A 19,679-nucleotide genomic window follows, 5' to 3' on the forward strand; every position below is an offset into this window, starting at 1 on the left:
GTGCCACTACGGGATGTTTAAAATGATAAATATTATAGATGTAAGTAGTATATGAGAAAAGAACTTTTACTAGTTTCCGGACTGTTGATAGGCTCCATGGCGTTTGCGATAGATCCGGCAGAGATTGACAGTCTGATCAATTTGAAAGGGGTGGTGGTTTCCGCCAACAAGATCCATGTGAACCGGAACAGTGTGCCATTATCTATCTCGGTCATCGAACGGGAGGAGATTGAGGCTAGCAGTGAATCGGCGTTGCTTCCCGTATTGTCGGAGCGAGTACCCGGGCTGTTTGTCACGGAAAAAGGGATTACAGGTTTCGGCGTTTCCGAGGGAGCGGCCGGGACGGTTAATATCCGGGGTGTCGGACAGGGTAATAAGGTCTTGATGTTGTTCGACGGACAGCCTCAATGGGCCGGTATATTCGGCCATTCGCTTCCGGATACCTATGTGGCTTCGGACGTGGAAAGGGTGGAGGTGATCCGTGGTCCGGGTGCCTTATTATACGGTTCGAACGCTATGGGAGGTGTCGTGAATATCATTACCCGCCAGCATAATCAGCCGGGACGACGTACACAAGCCCGTATCATGTACGGCTCGTATAACACCCAGAAGTATATGATTAATAATGGGTACAATATCGGTAACTTTAGTAGTTATATCTCATTGAATCATGACCGCACGGATGGACATCGTCCGGATTCGAAGTTTCATATCACGAATGGTTTCGCTAAGTTAGGATATAAGATTGATGATCATTATAAGGTGACGGGAGACGTAAGCTTAGCTAAGTTCAAGAACCAGAACCCGGGAGAGATAACAAATCCGCTTATCGATAATATAATGAATATCCTGCGAGGTACTACCTCCTTCGCTTTAGAAAATAATTACGGGAAGACAAGTGGTGCCCTTCGTGCTTTCTACAACTGGGGCCATCATAGGATTGATGATGGGTATAATCCGGGCGGGACGCCTAATCCTTATCTGTTTTATTCGGACGATCATAACGCCGGTTTCTTGCTTTATCAGTCTTTCCGCTTGGTGAAAGGGAATAGTTTTACGGTCGGTATCGATTACAAGAACTGGGGTGGTAACGCATGGCAGGATAGTATCAATGGCAACCAGAATGAGTTGGTGAATAAGACCGTAAACGAGGTAGCCGGATACGTTATCATGCAGCAGGATCTATTTGACAAGGTAAGTTTGAACGCCGGAGTTCGTTATGAGCATAACAGTATCTTCGGCGGCGAGTGGATTCCGCAGGCCGGCTTCACGGTACGTCCGTTCGAGGGAAACGTGATAAAGGCTTCTTTGTCGAAAGGCTTCCGGAGTCCGAATATACGGGAGATGTACATGTTCCCGCCTCAGAACCCAGATTTGAAACCGGAGCGCATGATGAACTACGAGGTATCCATCGGACAGACATTCTTGGATGGCAACTTGTTTACGGAGTTGACCGCCTTTTTTATCGACGGGCAAGATATGATCGAGACGACACGTATAGACGGACGCCCTAAGAATGTCAATACGGGTACTTTTACCAATAAAGGTATCGAGTTCGATTCCCGCTACCAGATTCTCAAGAATTTAAGCCTCGATATGAACTATAGCTATTTGCATACGAGCAAGGCCCTGCTGGCGGCTCCGGCGCATAAGTTTTTCGCTGGCGTGATGTATGCCCCGGGACGTTTCACTTTCAACGTGAACGTACAATCCATTTTCGACCTTTATATCAATACGGCGGACAAGGTGAAAGAGGATTACACGGTTCTGAATGCGAAGGCAGCCTACCGTTTCGGTACACGTGATAAAGGCTTGAATCTATTTGTCAAAGGAGAGAATTTAACGGCTACCCGTTATTCCATCAACGAAGGATTCCCGATGCCGAAGGCGATATTCATGGGAGGTATAGATGTTACTTTCTAGCGTGGGTAGAAAAAGAACTTCCTCGAATACTCATATCTCCTTGAATTTTATGTCTACTTTCTAATATTTGTTTTATCTTTGCTTCATCAGAGTTTATTTGATTTTGATTAAAAGAATAAAACGTTATATATATGGATGTGAAAAATGATTTGGGTGGAGGAAAGCCCACGTTGCTAATCGCGGAGGATGAGGAAAGTAATTATTTACTTCTGAAGACCATTTTACATAAATATTGTAATTTGATCCGTGCTAAAACTGGTTTGGAAGCTTTGGCTCTCTTTAAGGAAAACGAGGTGGACTTGATCTTGATGGATATAAAAATGCCTGAGATGACGGGTATTGAGTCCTTGAAAGAAATCCGTAAGCTATCGAAAGATATCCCCGTAATCATGCAGTCAGCTTATGTATTCGACTCTGATATGGAAGCCGCTAAAGAAGCCGGGGCTTCCGGTTTTATCACGAAGCCGATCAATCTAAAGGTATTGAAAAATACGATATCGCAGTATTGTTCGTCAATCGTATGGTAAGGATTTATTAAGATGTTTTAGATTTGTATAAACGGCATTTTGCCGTATTTTTTGTTATTTTTGTAGAAAATCGTCAAGAGGACGCTTTACAAATGTATTCTAATCTACAAAAATGGCATGCTTATGATAAAAAAAGAACATCTTGTATCCGACATTTCTAAACTGAAAAAAGTATATAACCAGAGCTTCCCTTGGTTGGTGACCTTAGCGGAAGAAAGCGAGAACGCAAAGTATTTTAAGGATGCTTTGCGTTCTCTTATTTTATCCCGGCTCACGGAAAAGGAAAGTACCCAAGAAAACGTAGGAATGGCGGTGGCGATGCGTATCCTTCTTTTGATTGAGCATGATGATACTTTCGTGGACGAGCTGTCTACGGGCGAGCGTCTTCCGGTGCGGACGGTCACTTATCTTTGGCAGTTCCTGACCGGCCATTTGGAAAATGAGGTCTCTCCTGATTTATTTATCGACCTATACCATCAGTTTGATTTATTGGAACATCCGGTTGAGATCCTGCCGGACCGGGCATTGGTGAAAAGGCAGATGAACCGTTGGCCGACCGGACTCGGCCCGGAGGTGATCGCTATCCGTGAGAGGAACAAGGAGCGTATCATCGCTTGCTTGATCAAGAAGATAGAAAGACGCCATAGCCTTTCGTCACGTTTTCAGTTCGCCGAGGGCATCTCCTATGAGGAGAAAGAGGCTCGGGTACGTGAGTGGTGGAATACTGCTCGTTTCCATTTGTCGATGGCGATCAAGAGTCCTACGGAATTGAACTTCTTTTTGGGATATTCCCTGTCGGATGAGACGATGAGCTTATTGGCCCGTGCCAAAAAGAAGGGGATGCCCTTTTTTGTGACTCCTTATTATCTTTCCCTATTAAATATAGAACATGAGGGGTATGATGACGCTACGGTGCGATCGTACATCATGTACTCGAACGAGCTGGTAGATACGTATGGAAGCATTAAGGCGTGGGAAAAGGAAGACATGGTCGTCGCCGATGAGCCGAATGCGGCGGGCTGGCTATTGCCGGAGGGACATAATATACACCGGAGGTATCCGGAGGTGGCGATCTTGATCCCCGATTCGATGGGGCGTGCTTGCGGTGGATTGTGCGCTTCTTGCCAGCGCATGTATGATTTCCAGAGCGAGCGGTTGAATTTCGATTTCGAGGCCCTGAAGCCTAAGGAGAGTTGGGACCGGAAGTTACGTCGTCTGATGCGTTATTTCGAGGAAGACGCCCAGCTACGGGATATCCTGATAACGGGCGGGGATGCCTTGATGAGCCAGAACGCTACCTTGCGTAAGATATTGGAGGCGGTATATAAGATGGCGGTGCGGAAACGGAAGGCGAACGAGAGCCGTTCGGAGGGCGAGAAGTACGCCGAGCTGCAACGGGTACGGCTAGGTTCCCGGTTGCTGGCTTATCTTCCGCTGCGTGTGACCGACGAGTTGGTCGGTATATTGAGGGAGTTCAAGGAGAAGGCTTCCGCTATCGGTGTGAGCCAGTTCTATATACAAACGCATTTCCAGTCTCCACTGGAGGTGACACCGGAGGCGAGGCACGCTATCGAGGCGATCTTGGCGGCGGGCTGGACGATCACGAATCAGTTGGTTTATACGGTCTCGGCTTCCCGTAGGGGGCATACGGCGAAATTACGGCAGACCTTAAACGCCCTTGGGGTGGTTTGCTATTATACGTTCTCCGTGAAGGGATTCCGGGAGAATTATGCGGTTTATACCCCGAATAGCCGCTCGTTGCAAGAGGCTCGTGAGGAGAAGATCTTCGGGCAGGTGCCGGAGGAGAAACAGGCGGAGTTGTATGATATGATCCGTAACCAGCGTCCTTTAGGCAAGTGCTTGGTTCGTTTCCTGAAGGAGAACGGGTTGCTGTTCGCCGGGACGGATCGTAACGTGTTGAACTTGCCCGCTATTGGTAAGAGCATGACTTTCCATACCATTGGACTGACTTCCGAGGGAAAGCGGATTCTTAAGTTCGATCACGACGGGAGCCGTCGGCATAGCCCGATTATCGATCAAATGGGTGAGGTCTATATCGTGGAGAATAAATCCGTGGCCGCTTACCTTAGGCAATTGAAGGAGATAGGCGAGGATGTCAATGAGTACCGTACGATCTGGAATTATTGCGAGGGAGAGACCGAGCCTCGTTTCAGTATTTATGAATACCCGGCTTATCCCTTTAAGGCCACGGACCGAATGACTAATCTTGAATTATGAATTCTATCCTCATGTGTTTGCCTTGGTTTCGTATATTTTGCTTAATTTTGTTTCATTGAATTTAGAAGGATATGATACAGAACGAAAGAGAAATCAGGCATGAGCTTGTGTTACAGGCCGCACGCCGCATGATGACAGCCGCTCGCACGGCTCCTAAAGGCAAGGGTATTGATATCATAGAGATAGCGATGGTGACGGATGGGGATATCTTGCGCCTGTCCGATGAGATGATCCGGATAGCGGCCGAGACCGGATTCAAGTTCCTGCTTCGTGACGCCGAGAATATAAAGAGTGCCGACGCCGTGGTGATTATCGGTACCTCCCAGAAAGTACAAGGCTTGAACTGCGCCCATTGCGGTTTCGATACCTGCGTGGAGAAGCCGGATTTGGTTCCGTGCGCTATTAATTCCGTCGATCTGGGTATCGCAATCGGCTCGGCTTGCGCTACGGCGGCGGACTTGCGTGTGGATACCCGTGTCATGTTCAGCGCCGGCTTGGCGGCCCAGCGATTGGGGCTGTTGGAAGACTGTAAATGCGTGATGGCGATACCGGTCAGCGCCTCGTCGAAGAACCCGTTTTTTGATCGTAAACCGAAAGAAGAACCGAAAAACTAGAAACAAATGAGTGACTCTATTCTAAAATTCGCGAATAAGCTGGAGATACGTTATTCCTTTAATAATAAATCCAATTATATGGATGCCATGACCAAGCACCGGTGTGAGAAGGAGATTCTTACGCTGATACGTTCCTTGGCGGATATGCTGGACGTGAAGCTGACGGTTTACAACGAGCCTTACGATAAGGAGGGTGGTTTCCGTGAGAAGCTGGGCGTGGCCGGGGAGAGTAGCCGCTCTATCTCTATCGTGTTGAACTTGGTGATGCAGATATTGACCCGTCCTTCCTTGTCGGTAGGTGGACAACCGCTGATGGATCGTACGCCGGCGGACGAGGAGGAGATGCAGCGTGAGCTGTTCAAGTTACGCCGTGAACTACGGCTGAAGACTCCGGGGGCTACGCCTTCACACCGCTTGATCGACCTGTTGAACGCCTCGCCCCGTTTCTGTAAGTGTAAGTCTAATTTCTACGAGGCTTTGAAAGGGTATCCGAAGGTGACGAAAATCTCGGTACGTGAGTTGAACGAGAAGGATCGCAACCGTTCCGGTTCGCTGGAGGTGAAACGGGACCAGTTCGATTATTTTATCTTGCGTAGCGACGATCTGCCTACGGTCAAGGATAATAAGGCCACGATAGAGATCATCTCGCCGGTACTGAAAGATAGTAAGTATCGGTGGAAAGGTATCTACAACAAGGGAGGCGAGACGATCGATTTCTATATGCAAGATGAGGATTTCAAGAAACAGATGTTCGAGGACAAGATCTCGTTCACGAGCGGTATGTGCATCGATTGCGTCTTGGAGATCGCCCGCCGTCTGTCGGAGCTAGGAGAGGTGGTCAACGTGAGCTATACCGTGACTACGGTGATACGTACCCGTTTCGATAAGATGGAGATCGTCACCCCTCAAGGCAAGCGGCATCTTCGTAAACTGGAAGCCGCGAAGAAACAGCTTACGCTGGATTTGTTCGGCTAATCCGATTGCCGTATTCCCATCGCTCCCAAGCACTACAGTGTTTCTACTTGAACACAGTAATATTCATCAGCGAACACAATAGTATTCAATCCCGGACACAATAGTCTTTTTGCTTTGAATACTATTGTGTTTTCACATAGAGGATCTGTACGTCTTATTTATTCTTCTCCAAGCTTATCTTGTAATAGTTTGGGATTATTACGGCAATCCCAAACCGCAACGATATGACAGGTATCTTTCTCGTGGAAGTAAATTAATTTTATTTTTACCATGTTTCGGCTTCTTTTACTAGGTCGTCGTGACTTTGTCCTAGGCCTTGGCGGGCATCTTGTACACCTTGGCGTACACGTTGTGTCAATTCGCCAACGTCATATTTACAAGGGCTGTCCCGTTCGACTTTATTTCGCAGCTGGCACAGATATTTTTTCAGCTGTGTCATCGCCTCTTCGTTATCTAGCAGGAAATTAAGATTCTCGAAGATGTCTGCCCTTAATTCCATCGTTGTCATACGGATCCTCCTTATTCTTTAAATGAGTACTGTGAGCAAAGATAATGTTTATCCATTTAATTTACCGTATATTTCCTCGGATAATTGAATGCGATCGCCAATAAGGCGCCTGCTCCCAATAGATATGGGTAGTAAAGATATTGCATGATCTCGATAGGGGAGACATGCCCGAGTCCGGCGGCCATCAACATCTGGGCGCCGTAGGGGATGATTCCCTGTATGAAGCAAGAGAAGATATCCAATAGGCTGGCGCTGCGGCGGGGATCTATCTTGAACCGGTCCGCTATATCCTTGGCGATCGGGCCGGCCATGATGAGGGCGATCGTATTGTTGGCCGTGCAAAGGTTGGCGAAGCTCACCAAGGCCGCTATGCTCATCTCGGCCCCCTTGGAGGAATGGATGCGGGAGGTAAGCTTGCGGATGATCCAGTCGATACCCCCGTTATAGCGGATCATCTCCAACATGCCTCCTGCCAGAAGCGTCACGATAATCAGCTCGCCCATATTGGTGATACCTAATCCCATGGAGGCGTTCCAGCCCCAGATATCGAAGCTACCGGTCCACAAACCTACTATACCGGACAGGACGATCCCGATGAATAGCACCAGCATGACATTGATCCCGCAAACGGCGGTTACCAACACCACCAGATAAGGGATCACCTTGACCCATTCGATCGGGGCCGGGGCGTAAGCGTTCTCCACGCCGCTTCCCACCAGCACGTATATCAATCCGGTCAGGATCGCTATCGGGAGGGCGATACGGATATTCACCTTGAACTTATCGGACATCTGGCAACCCTGCGTGCGGGTAGCTACGATGGTCGTATCGGATATGAACGACAGGTTATCGCCGAACATGGCGCCGCTCACCACGACACCTAGCATAAGGGCGTCCGGCATCCCCGTCTTGTCCGCTATACCGACGGCTACCGGGGCCAAGGCCACGATCGTGCCCACCGACGTACCTACCGAGATGGATATGAAACAAGCGGCCAAGAAGATTCCGGCCGCCAACAGGTTACCGGGCAGGATGGACATCGCCAGATTCACGGTAGCGTCTACGGCACCCATCGCCTTGGCGGTCTGCGCGAACGCCCCGGCGAGGATGAAGATCAATACCATCAGCATGATATTGCTATTGGCCGCCCCCCGGCAGAACTGCTCGATACGGTTGCTTAATTTGCCTCCCTTGGAGATCGCTATCGCTACGATCGAGGAGATGACGAAGGCTACCGTTATCGGCATCTTATAGAAATCTCCCGCCACGATAGATATCACCAAATAAGTCAATAAGAATACCACCAGCGGCGTCAATGCCCATGCGTTCGGTCTGCGTTCCAACTCCCCCATTTTCTTATCTCTCCTACATTTAACTGTCAACTGTCAATTCTCAACTGTCAACTCTTAGAAGGAGAACCGCAGCGCTATACGCACGCCCCCCTTCTTGATATTCGGTTGGTCCAGATACGTCAACCGGCGGTAATAATCGATCCGTAATATCTTGAAGATGTTCTCCAGACCTACGCTGGCCTCCAGGTAAGGTGTACGGCCCATCGGCGAGGTTCCCTCGGGGAAGCGGTATAGTCCCGTCGGGTCCAAGGCCGGGTTATTCTTATCGGTCAGTCCTCCGTAGAAACCGCTGAACGATATCACCTCACGCAAACGTAGCCACTTCACGCCGGGAATACGGTTTAAGATCCATCCCTTCATATAATACGTGAAGTAGAACGAAACATACTGGTCGCTTACGAACTCCAGCGCACGCATCATGTTGAAGGCTTGCGGCTGGATCGTGATGGACTGGTTGGTATTCGGCATGATGAGCAAGGGGAAAGGGACCTTGTCCCATACCTTGCCCGCTGTCACCAAGGCGTCGATATGTCCGAAGGAAGAGAGCCAGATCCGTTTCTCGGCGCTGATCTCCGTATGGTTGTAGTTGAAGTCGCCCCCCAACACGTTCTTCAATCCCATCTGATGGGATAGCTTGAATACGGGAGCGTCTTTTGAGAGGTTGAAAAGAGAGTTCTTACCCTCTCGTCCGTTATAGGCACGCTCGCCCGGGGCGAAACGAAGCTGGGCCCCTAGCTCCGTGTTGGTGAAACTCTTTAAGTTCGTCAATGTCCCGTCGGCGTTGTAACGGTCGTAGCGGAGCGTTCCGGCCGCCTCGTTGTTCTCGTTACGTGCCCAAGTGGTAAGGGTCAGGCCATTCAGCCATTCCTTCTGGTACTGGAGCATGGTCTTGCGGATGTATTGCATCATGGTGACGGGCTCGCCCACCTTCCATGCCACGAACATATTATCCTTGCTGGTGAAGAGGAAGTCTTGACCGGGCGTATATACGTCGTACTCTTGGATAGCGGAGATATTGTTCACCGGGCTTTCTCCCTCGTGATATTTCTTCTTGTTCACGCTATACGTCAGCTTGGCGTTATACTTTAGCTTACGGTCGTTTACGCCATAGGCTAGATAACCGCTACCGAACCAGTGCGGGTTGAGGTTTGCCGTCGTCATACCTCCCACACGCATGCGGAAGCCCTCCAGATGGTTGGCGCTGAAAGTGGTATTCATCGGTCCGAAATCGAACTTGCTCTTATCCTTGTCCGCCGTGGTCGGGATATAACCGGTGATCAATATCTCGGCGGTCTTGATGATCACGTTGAAAGCCGGTACCTTGCGGAGTTGCGCCAGCAAGTCGTCCAAGGCGCTCTCTTTCTCTTTCAAGGGGACATGGCGGTTGTGTATCCAGAAGGTGTCGGTCTGGGCGGTGGCTTCGGGCAGCTCATGGATCGGACCGAGAAGGCCGAAGATCGAGTCGGCGTTCTGCACGTCGAACTGATACTTATCGAAATTCCTTAGCTGGTGGGCATAGAGCTGTTGCGCCCCTTTTACGATATAGAAATTAACGTAGGTATTCTCGTTGGCGAGCACCCAAGTACTATCCGGCATCCGCTTGAACTCTTGTTCGATCCGGAGCTTGTCCACCCAGTTGAGGTTGATGTTCGCCGGGGTGTTCAAGAGGAATTTCTTGACGGCGTAATTACCGTCCAGCGTGATGTACAAGCGGCCCGTGAAGCCGTAGCTCTGGCTGTTTACGGGCACGAAGGCGAGATCCACACATTTATCTCCGGCTACGTCCACCGTATCCATGATATAATATTTGTAATAGGAGACGGCCAGCGTGGAAGATAACGGGCTCACGAAACGGTTCAACAAGATATTGATATTGTTGTCGAAGATATTGACGCCCTTGAATATCTCCTCAAGGTTGGCGGTGATGGCGCCTCCATCGTCCAATGTCTTGTCGATACCCTGCTGGCGCTTGGCCTTGGTGATCGTCTTCTCCGCCTTGGGATGTTTGCGGTAGTATTGGTCGGAGATCGTCTCACGGACGGAGATCGTCAGGATCGGTTTCCCGTTGAACTCCGAGGTATCCAGATAGTTCTTGATGAACTTGAATTTCTTCAGGAACTTATTCTTCTCGAGATTGGGGTTGAAGTCGTCCAGCGACATGCTGAGCTTCTCGTACACCTCGCTTTGGTACTCGTCCTTCGCCTCGATGCGGTTGTCGTTCTTATGCTCTATGACTTTCTTGATCAGTTCCACGGCGGGGTTGTCCTTGCGGGAGTATCTCTCCTTGGTAGGCCTCACCTCTACCTCCGCGATCTGGAAGGAGGTGGGGCTTAATAATATATCCAGATTGTCGTTCTTTTGCCCGGCCTTTAGGTTTACGACCTTATTGTCATATCCAAGCGAGGATACGACCAGCCGGGTAAGCCCTTTGTCGTTCTGGAGGCTGAAAGCCCCGTCATCGTCGGTCATCGCCCCGATCGTCGAGTTTTCGAACATGACGGATACGTAGGATAGGGGTTCCCCGCTTACGGAGTCTCTCACGATTCCGGACGCGGAAGTTATGCTCTGGGCGTATAGGACGGAAATGCCGGTCACGAATTGTAACAGGACTAGCAAAGTGATATAGCGAATAGATCTTATCATGTAAATGTCTCGTTATTCCTTCACGGATAATACAGTTGGCAAAGGTATGTTTTTTTCGTGGGAGGGAGGGGGGAGAGGCTATTAATAATCATTAATCAATGGGGCATCCCCTCCTTGGAGGGAGGGGAGCCCCATCATTCTTAAATCTAAAAAACATGAGGGCCTCACGGCTTTATATCTCTGACGGCGATTCGCTATCCGCTTGCTTCTTGGCGGCGGCGGCCCTCGCTTGTGCGATGCGTTGGTTGTAGAGGGCGTTGGTCTCGTCGATGAGGGTGTTGAGGCGGTTGATGAAGGTGGCGGTCGTAGCCGTTGGCTTCACCACGCTCTGGGCGAAGGCGTAGGTGGTCATCTCGTCGTATTCCTCGTCCATGCGGAGGCGGATCTTCTTGGCGCTCTCGATGGGGTTGTCGGCTTGCGCGTTGGTGCGCTGCTCGGTCAAGGCTGCGTATTGCTGGTTCTTCTCCTTCAGCGAGGCCACTACCTCGGTGAGGGTGAGCGCCGCCAGCGCCTCGGGCATGCCGTCCTTGTCGAGGTCTACCAGCAAGCCCTCGATGGCGGCCGTCTCCTGCAAGTTGGCGAGGCGCGCGGCTCCGATGTAGGGCTTCACGGGAAGGTATAGCTTCTCGGCCGCCGTGCGTTGCGCCGCCAGCGGGCTTTTCGTCATTTGGGTAATGGTGGAAGTAATGAAGATCAAGAGATCATCCCTCTCCTTGTCGAGGGTGGACATCTGCGCGGTCTCCTCGCTGGCCGAGGATTGGTTCACGGCGTCGGTCAATAGGGCGAAATCGGCGGCGAAAGCTGTACGAACTTCTTGGGGGATGCCCAGCGGGTCGTTCGGATCGAAGCTGATCTCGTCGGGCGATTCCGAGTCGCTTCCGCCACCCGCGAGCAGGTTCCCGTAGCGGGCCATGAAGGTTCGGTACTCGGCGTTGTTCAATCTTTCTAAATATGCGCTCTTTACTTTCGTGATTTTTGCCATGTCTGAAAATTTTTAGTTGGATAGATATATATGATTTAATTGTGCTAATGTAAGAAGATTTCCGGATGTATCGATCAAGAGCGGCATTGTTTTTTTAAAATCGGGCTTACATCCGGTGCGGGGTGGATTTAAAAGTTTAAATCGGGCTTGCGTCGGGTGCGAGATGGAATTTAAAAGTTTAAATCAGGCTTGCGTTAGGCGCGAGATGGAATTTAAAAGTTTAAATCGGGCTTGCGTTAGGCGCGAGATGGAATTTAAAAATTTCAGCGGGGCCCAACCGTGGTGGCCGGGCCTCGCGATAAATCATTTCTTCTTGATCACGATGATACTGGTGCCGCCCTCGGGCTGCACCAGATCCCCGATCTGCTTGCCATCGTCGTCCAGCGTTGGGACGAGGAACGGATAATATTCCGGGTTGTAATACTGCTTCGTGCTTAGGGAGCCTTCCTTAGGATGCATGGAATAAACTAGTTCTCCGTTGATCCAGATCTGATCCATAAGGAGCAAGGATGAAGTCCTGTATAGCTGTACTTTTATCTCATCCTCGTTTCCGTCGGGATACTGGATATAGGTATAGGCGATATCCCTATTTCCTTCCGTCACGAAAGGGGATGCTTCGATGTAATAGTATCCCATCGTATTTTGATTTACCATTCCATATACTTCATCATCCTTATACGGTGGATAGATCGTGCTCCATTCTCCTAGGATGGCTCCTCCGTGTGTCTGGAGGGGCCAAAGTAGGGGAAGGGTTAATTTTTGATCTTTATACCGATACATGACTTCTATTCCTTGGGTATACTCTTCTCCAAGGAAGCTAGGGGATCCCGGGTTCAGGCGATCGTTCAGCTCCGGGTCTGTCAGTACGATTTGTATAACTATATCCTCTACACAAGAGATTTGACCTTCTTGTGGTTCCGATTCACAGGCGCAGAGGCCGGCTAGCGCTACGCAGCATAGAAAAAATATACTTCTCATAGGACTCTATATCTAAAAGGGTTAATAAATATAACTGATTATCTTATTATTCCGATTGTAATTGCTTCCAGTAGATGGCTTTTCGAAAATACCGCTGGTAAACCAACCATTGTCACTCAAGGTTCTTCCTCCCCAATCATACCGGACAGTTCGAAAGGAAGTGATGGAAGAATTGCCGGAAGCTTCAAACACTTTCCCGTTATATGTAATGGTATAGATATCGGTACTGGTAGTTTTCGTGATTCGTACCCCATCGATTACCCAAGCATGGCCTTCATCATCAGCTTTTATTCCCATTACATATGTAGGGCCATAGCTTAATGCGCTCCAAGCTCTGTCAAATGTATAATCTTGAGCGGATCCGGCGGTATAGCCATTATTGTTTAGGAAGTCTCTGGCTTTGGATATAGTGCTACTTGTCCCATGCCCATCATATCCTGTGTTCATCGTATTAAACAAATCAAGCATAAGGCGCTTTAGCTCTACGGATGTATATCTATTATCAATCATTGTAGGCCACATCGCCGCCGTGATATAATTGCTGTAGGGCTTTTTGTGATATGCCATGATTTGCGAGACGGCTATCATACCACAACCCACATAGGCTCTATCTGTATAATCTGGAGGAAGCAATGGCAGTAAGTCATTGAACGGACTTTCTTGATGCCATCCTCCGGGAACTAGCTTGATCCTTTCGGTGACTTCGTTTTTTACGTCTGTCCGGTCATAACTCCAAGGGCTGTTCGGGTCGTCGGGGTCAAATGGCGGGAGCGCTTTGGTGATTACCTTGCCTTTATTTGCCGCTTTTATCTTTTGATTAGCCGAAGAAGCCAGACTTTCTATGTCTAATTCTTTTTGAGTTTGCTCCTCCACATACAATTCGACTAGCTCTAGGCAGTATTTCAAGCTCTTGTTAAACGAGGTGTCCGATATAGACCCGTTTTCTGAGTAACAAAGTAGCTTGTCTACACGTTCATCTGCCGATAATAGGGAGAATCCCGTTCCTTTGTCGTTTTCGAATATAACTTCGTAATATAGGTTTCTCCCGTTTTTCTTGTTCTTCTTCAATGAGAGAGCTTTTACTTTTACGGCTTTCTCCTTGTGGATGGTCTTAGCATAGCTCTCGAAGTTCTTTTTCGCTTCTTTTTCCGAGATATTGTATGAACCTTTCTGTTTTACGGAAAGGGCGATTTGCTCGGAGGCGGTTAAGACCAACTCCTTGTCATTGTTTGTCGCCGCGTTTAACGCTTGGGCGCCAGCATCTATAAGATCTTCACTTTGTGAACATCCCGTCATGATTATTAAAGTAACGCCGATAATAATCGTACTCAGTAAAGTATCCGTTGCTTTCATGTGAGATTGGATTTAGAGATTAGCATGAGAAAAAAGTGATTATCAACCTTTGTTGATCTTGAGAAGGAACTCCGAAGAGACGGGACCATTTATTCTTTGAATAGAATAGGTAAATGTTGAGTCGTAAAGGTCTGGATTAAATCGGATAAAAACAAATTCTGTGATCAGAATCTTGTATGAAATCTCGTTATTATCCATTTGTCGCGACCCTCTTGAAACAACAAAGGCCTTGCCGGGGTAGCAAGGCCCATCGCGGGGGATGAGACGCAGCACGCCGCGTCTCTACAACGCCTCCTTGTTCCACTTGTTCTGCGGGTTCTTCCCCTCGGGGGTATAGAGCTGGGCGATACGGGCGGCGTAGGCTTTCTCTACCTTGCCCCGGACGATCTTCATGGTGCTATTTACCATGCCGTTTTGCTCGGTGAAAGGCTCGGGGAGGATGGCGAAGGTGGTCGGCAACCAACGATCCGGGAACATACTAGACAGGTCGCCTCCCTTGCGGAAACGGTCGATCTGGCGCTGGATGATACGGATGGCCTCTTCTCGGCCTTGATCGCTCGTGAGGTCCAGATTCTGGTGGGCCAGATGTTTCCGCAACCGTTCTTTGTTAGGGACCAACAGGGCGGTCGTGTACGGACTCTGGTTATTGTACAGGATCAGCTGGTCGATGCAAGAGGAATGCTCTACCAAGGCTTCCTCTATACCCTCCGGACTGTATTTCTCCCCGTCGCTTCCGATCAGCAGGCTCTTGAAACGCCCCAACACATAAAGAAGCCCGTCACGCATATATCCCATATCCCCGGTGTACAGCCAACCCTCCTTTACGGTATCGGCCGTCGATGCCGGGTTCTTCCAGTAGCCGGCCATCACGTTCTCTCCCCGGATGACGATCTCGCCTTTCTCCCCCGGAGGAAGTACGTTGCCGTCCATGTCGCAGATCTTTAGGTCGAGGGGCCGCACCAATACGCCGCTACTGCCGAAGACGTGGCGGCGGGGGCCGTTGGTCGAGATGATCGGTGTCGCCTCGCTCAGCCCGTATCCTTGGTACATCGGGATTCCCAAGGCGTAATAGAACTTCTGCAAGTCCTTATCCAGCAAGGCGCCCCCTCCGATAAAGAACTTCAGTTCGCCCCCGAAGTTCTCACGGACTTTCGCGAACAATAGCTTGTCGAACAAACGGACCAGTGGCTTCAAGAGGATGCGGAAACCTTTTCCTTCCTCCTCGTCGCTATCCCCGTTATAGATATAACCGATCCGTAAGGCTAGGTTGAAAAGGCGGACGGCGTTCTTGCCTCGCGCTCGGATACCTTGCTCGATATTCTTCTTGAAGTTCTTCGCCAAGGCGGGGACGCTCAGGATCAGGTCCGGCTTGAACTCCTTTATGTTGACAGGGATATTCTTCAAGGTCTCCATGCCCGTGCGCCCTACCTGCACGGTAGCTACCGAGGCCCCCTTCGACATGAAGATGTAGAATCCTACCACGTGGGCGAAGCAATGGTCCAGCGGGAGGATCACCAGCGTACGCCACGTATCGTCTATATCCACGCAGGTGAGCGCTTGCTCCACGTTCGCCGTATAGTTACGGTGGGTGAGGATCACGCCTTTCGGATCGGCGGTCGTGCCGGAGGTATAGGTGATGGTGGCGTAATCATCGTTGCCCAGCGATTGCCCGATCGCCAAGAACTCCTCTAGCGGATGAATACCCAGATAGACCTTCCCCATCCGGCGTATCTCGGACAGAGGCATCTCACGGTCTTGGTATTCCGCCAGCTCGTCGAGTACGATGATCTTCCGTACGGCGGGGAGCTTATCCTTGATCGCCCGGATTTTCTTGAGTTGCTGGCCCGATACCATGATATATTTCACGTCGGCGTGGACGAGGCGGAATAAGAGGTCGTTCGCCTCCTCCAGCTTGATCGATAGGGGCACGTTCGTCGCCCCGGCGTAGAACATGGCCAGCTCGCCGATGATCCACGCGTTGCGGCCCTCGCTCAGCAAAGCCATGTTATCCCCTTTCCGCACGCCCAGCGATACGAGGCCTGCGCCTTCCTCATAGACGAGGTCGCGAACCTTGGAGTAAGTGGTTGGCTCGAATCGCTTGCCCGTCTTCTCCCATAAAAAAGGATTACCGGGGAAGCGCTTCACTGAACTCTCAAAAAGGTCTATAATCGTTTTCTTTTCCATATCTTTTCGTGTTTGTAAGAGGATGTGTCAAAAGTCGGTTGAGTTTATTTTTTCCATCTCTTGCAGGTAGCCGCATGCCGCTTCCACCGTAGGGACGTTCTTGATCACGATACTTCGCTTGCCGTTCTGCTCCCGGAGGTTACACTCACGGGGATGCTTTTGGATGAAGCCCAGCAGCTTGCCGAACGCCTCGCTTTGGTAATACGGGCTATCCGGGTTATTCACCAAGAAGAGGCTCATCTGCCCTTTCTTCAGGACCACTTTCTCCATGCCCAGTTTCTTGGCCATGCGACGGAGGCGCACGATCCGGATCAACTCCTTGCCCTCCTTCGGTATCTTGCCGAAGCGGTCTTTCAGGCGCTCCGTAAAGGCGAGGATGTCACGTTCCTCCTCCATATTATCCAACTCCCGGTATAGGGAAATACGTTCCGAGTCGTTGGGGATGTAGGTGGGAGGGAACATCAATTCCAGGTCGCTCTCGATATAGGTCTCCCGGACGTATTCGCTGCCCGTATCCCGGTGCCCTTCGGCATTATCAGCGTAAAGATCGGCGAATTCCTCGCTTTTCAATTCGTCTACCGCCTCTTCCAAAATCTTCTGGTACGTCTCATAGCCTAGGTCGGCGATGAAACCGCTTTGCTCGGCGCCTAGCATATTCCCGGCTCCCCGGATGTCGAGGTCTTGCATGGCGATATGGATACCGCTACCCAGCTCGGAGAAGTTCTCGATCGCCTGCAACCTGCGTCGTGCCTCCTGTGTCAGCGAGGTGAGGGGCGGGGAAAGGAGGTAGCAGAAGGCTTTCCGGTTGCTTCGTCCTACACGTCCGCGTAGCTGATGGAGGTCGCTAAGCCCGAATTGCTGGGCGTTGTTGATGATGATCGTATTGGCGTTGGGCACGTCGATGCCGCTCTCCACGATACTGGTGGCTATCAATACGTCATACTCATAATTCACGAAATCGAGGATGATCTTTTCTAGCTTCTCCGGTTCCATCTGCCCGTGCCCCACGGCTACCCGTGCGTCGGGGACTTCTCGCCGTACCAAGGCTTCCATCTCGTAGATGTTCTGGATACGGTTGTTGATGAAGAACACCTGCCCGTTCCGGCTCATCTCGAAATTGATCGCTTCCCGGATAATATCGGGGTTGAAACGCTCCACCTCCGTCTGCACGGGATAACGGTTGGGCGGTGGCGTGGTGATGCTGGAAAGATCCCGGGCCCCCATCAAGGAGAACTGTAGGGTACGGGGGATCGGGGTGGCCGTCATGGTCAAGGTGTCCACGTTCACCTTCAGCTGCCGAAGCTTCTCCTTGACGGATACCCCGAACTTCTGCTCCTCGTCGATGATAAGCAAGCCCAGATCCTTGAAGCGCACGTCCTTGCCGACGATCCGGTGGGTGCCGATCAAGATATTCACCTCGCCCTCTTTCAGCTCTTTCAAGGTAGCCTTGATTTGCGCGGCCGTACGGGCCCGGCTGATATAATCGATCTTGCAAGGGAAATCCTTCAAGCGCTCACAAAACGTCTGGTAATGCTGGAAAGCCAGTACGGTGGTGGGTACCAACACGGCCACCTGCTTATTGTCCGATACCGCCTTGAACGCGGCGCGGATAGCTACCTCGGTCTTTCCGAAACCAACGTCTCCACAAATCAACCGGTCCATCGGACGGGTACTTTCCATATCCGCCTTGACCTCGGCGGTCGCCTTCATCTGGTCCGGCGTGTCCTCATAGATGAAGCTGGCTTCCAGCTCATGCTGCATGAAGCTGTCCGGCGCATAGGCGAAACCCGTCTCTTGCTTACGTTTGGAATAGAGGAGGATCAAGTCCCGGGCGATATCCTTCACCTTCGCCTTGGTACGTTCCTTCATCTTTTCCCATGCGCCTGTGCCGAGCTTGCTCAACTTAGGCGGCTCGCCGCTCTCTTTCCCCTTGTATTTCGATAATTTATGCAGGGAATGGATGCTGACGAATATAATATCGTTATTCTGATAAATCAATTTGATGGCCTCTTGCATCTTACCGTTCACCTCGGTGCGTACCAATCCCCCGAACTGTCCTACGCCATGGTCGATATGTACGATATAATCCCCTTGCGAGAACTGGTTCAGTTCCTTGAGCGAAAGGGTGATCTTTCCGCTTCGTGCCTTATCGCTCTTCAAGTTGAACTTGTGGAAGCGGTCGAACAATTGATGGTCGGTGAAAAAGCAGATGCGTAGCGTATCGTCGGCGAATCCCTCGTGTATCGTGCGGTTTACGGCGGTGAAAGGGATATTGTCGCCCCTATCCTCGAAAATCATCCGGATACGGTTGGCTTGTTTCTCTTGATCGCTCAATATATATAATGTATAGCCCTCATCGAGGTATTTATGGAACGACTCGCTCACCCGGTCGAAATTCTTATGATAGATCGGCTGCGTTTGCGTAGAGAAATGGATGGTAGCGTCCGCCGTTCCCATCGGCCGTGCCCCGAAATGAATGCGACGGAAATCCAAGACCTCCCGTAGGAAGTCCTCGCCCCGGACTAATTTCTTCCGCATCTGGTCGATATCGGCGAAGGATTCCTCGTCGGCTACCACCGGATCGTCGTTCCATACGCTTCCGATGCGCTCCTTGCACCATGCGAGATCTCTCGCCGCTATGAAGGTGTTCCGGGGGAGGGAACCTAGCAAGGAAGTACTATCCTTGGCGTCCTTGCTCATCTCCGGTACGATATAGATGCTGTCCAGCTTCTCCTTGCTGAGCTGCGTCTCCACGTCGAACGTACGGATGGTCTCCACCTCGTCGCCGAAAAAGTCGATACGGTAGGGGAACTCGTAGGAGAAAGAGAAAACGTCGAGGATACTGCCCCGGAGGGCGTACTGCCCCGGCTCATATACATAATCGACCTGCTCGAAGCCATACTCGTCCAGCACGTCGGAGACAAACATATTATCCAGCTTCTCGCCCACGCTGATTTTTAAGGTATTCTCCTTCAATACCTCCCGGGCCACGACTCGTTCCGCCAAGGCGTCCGGATACGTGACGATTACGAAAGAGGCGTCCGGGTCTTGCAACCGGCTGAGTACCTCGGTGCGCAGGATCTCGTTCGCCGGATCGACATGCCCGTACTTGATGGCCCTCCGGTAAGCGGATGGGAAGAAGTATACCTCATTGCTGGCGGTAAGCTGCATCAAGTCGTGATAGAAATAGCCGGCTTCCTCTTGGTCGTTCAACACACACACATAGCTTCCCCTTCCTTTCGTAAAAAGAGAGGCGATCGTCATCGCCGGACCCGAGCCATTCAGTCCCTTTAGGAATATATTGCGGGACGTATCGTTTTTCAGTAGGGTGTCCAGCGCCGTCACTTGCGGGTGAGCGGCATATAGTTTCAATAATTCTTGTACTTCCAAAGCGATATCTTG

Annotated in this window: 13 protein-coding genes; 5 read left to right on the top strand and 8 right to left on the bottom strand. The window is 50.5% G+C overall.

Annotation, left to right across the window (positions count from 1 at the left end):
* Positions 1-51: 51 nt before the first annotated feature.
* From CI960_RS06965 to CI960_RS06985, 5 genes are all read left to right on the top strand, one after another.
* Positions 52-1,923, top strand: a complete 1,872-nt coding sequence (locus CI960_RS06965; RefSeq protein ID WP_005857795.1) for a TonB-dependent siderophore receptor — start codon at positions 52-54, stop codon at positions 1,921-1,923.
* 131 nt (positions 1,924-2,054) lie between these two features.
* Positions 2,055-2,450, top strand: coding sequence for a response regulator (locus tag CI960_RS06970; RefSeq protein ID WP_005857793.1), 396 nt, complete (start codon positions 2,055-2,057; stop codon positions 2,448-2,450).
* A 123-nt stretch (positions 2,451-2,573) separates the two neighbouring features.
* Complete coding sequence (locus tag CI960_RS06975) at positions 2,574-4,688, top strand: KamA family radical SAM protein (RefSeq protein WP_005857791.1); 2,115 nt, start codon at positions 2,574-2,576, stop codon at positions 4,686-4,688.
* A 71-nt stretch (positions 4,689-4,759) separates the two neighbouring features.
* Positions 4,760-5,302 (top strand): ferredoxin domain-containing protein, encoded by a 543-nt coding sequence (locus CI960_RS06980; protein ID WP_005857789.1) that lies wholly within the window; start codon positions 4,760-4,762, stop codon positions 5,300-5,302.
* Positions 5,303-5,308: 6 nt separating this feature from the next.
* Entirely contained in the window at positions 5,309-6,277 is a 969-nt protein-coding gene (locus CI960_RS06985; protein ID WP_005857787.1) for a hypothetical protein, read from the top strand.
* A 265-nt stretch (positions 6,278-6,542) separates the two neighbouring features.
* On the opposite strand, the gene CI960_RS06990 is transcribed toward CI960_RS06985, so the two are convergent.
* The 8 genes from CI960_RS06990 to mfd all read right to left on the bottom strand — a co-directional run bounded on the left by CI960_RS06990 (position 6,543) and on the right by mfd (position 19,667).
* The gene (locus tag CI960_RS06990) at positions 6,543-6,785 is read right to left on the bottom strand and encodes a hypothetical protein (RefSeq protein ID WP_005857785.1); all 243 of its coding nucleotides are present in this window, start codon (positions 6,783-6,785) and stop codon (positions 6,543-6,545) included.
* Between the two features lie 56 nt (positions 6,786-6,841).
* Positions 6,842-8,137 (bottom strand): Na+/H+ antiporter NhaC family protein, encoded by a 1,296-nt coding sequence (locus tag CI960_RS06995; RefSeq protein ID WP_005857783.1) that lies wholly within the window; start codon positions 8,135-8,137, stop codon positions 6,842-6,844.
* A 54-nt stretch (positions 8,138-8,191) separates the two neighbouring features.
* Positions 8,192-10,780, bottom strand: a complete 2,589-nt coding sequence (locus CI960_RS07000; RefSeq protein ID WP_005857781.1) for a DUF5686 and carboxypeptidase-like regulatory domain-containing protein — start codon at positions 10,778-10,780, stop codon at positions 8,192-8,194.
* 172 nt (positions 10,781-10,952) lie between these two features.
* The gene (locus tag CI960_RS07005) at positions 10,953-11,762 is read right to left on the bottom strand and encodes a DUF6261 family protein (protein WP_005857779.1); all 810 of its coding nucleotides are present in this window, start codon (positions 11,760-11,762) and stop codon (positions 10,953-10,955) included.
* A gap of 303 nt (positions 11,763-12,065) precedes the next feature.
* A complete protein-coding gene (locus tag CI960_RS07010) occupies positions 12,066-12,740 on the bottom strand; it encodes a hypothetical protein (RefSeq protein WP_005857777.1) in 675 nt (224 codons plus the stop codon).
* A 21-nt stretch (positions 12,741-12,761) separates the two neighbouring features.
* Positions 12,762-14,093 (bottom strand): C10 family peptidase, encoded by a 1,332-nt coding sequence (locus tag CI960_RS07015; protein ID WP_005857775.1) that lies wholly within the window; start codon positions 14,091-14,093, stop codon positions 12,762-12,764.
* Between the two features lie 282 nt (positions 14,094-14,375).
* On the bottom strand, positions 14,376-16,277 hold the full coding sequence (locus tag CI960_RS07020) for a long-chain fatty acid--CoA ligase (protein ID WP_005857773.1): 1,902 nt from the start codon (positions 16,275-16,277) through the stop codon (positions 14,376-14,378).
* 27 nt (positions 16,278-16,304) lie between these two features.
* A complete protein-coding gene (mfd, locus tag CI960_RS07025; protein WP_005857771.1) occupies positions 16,305-19,667 on the bottom strand; it encodes a transcription-repair coupling factor in 3,363 nt (1,120 codons plus the stop codon).
* Positions 19,668-19,679 lie beyond the last annotated feature (12 nt).

The sequence above is a fragment of the Parabacteroides sp. CT06 genome, from assembly GCF_002257605.1.
GTDB classification, from domain to species: Bacteria; Bacteroidota; Bacteroidia; order Bacteroidales; family Tannerellaceae; genus Parabacteroides; species Parabacteroides distasonis.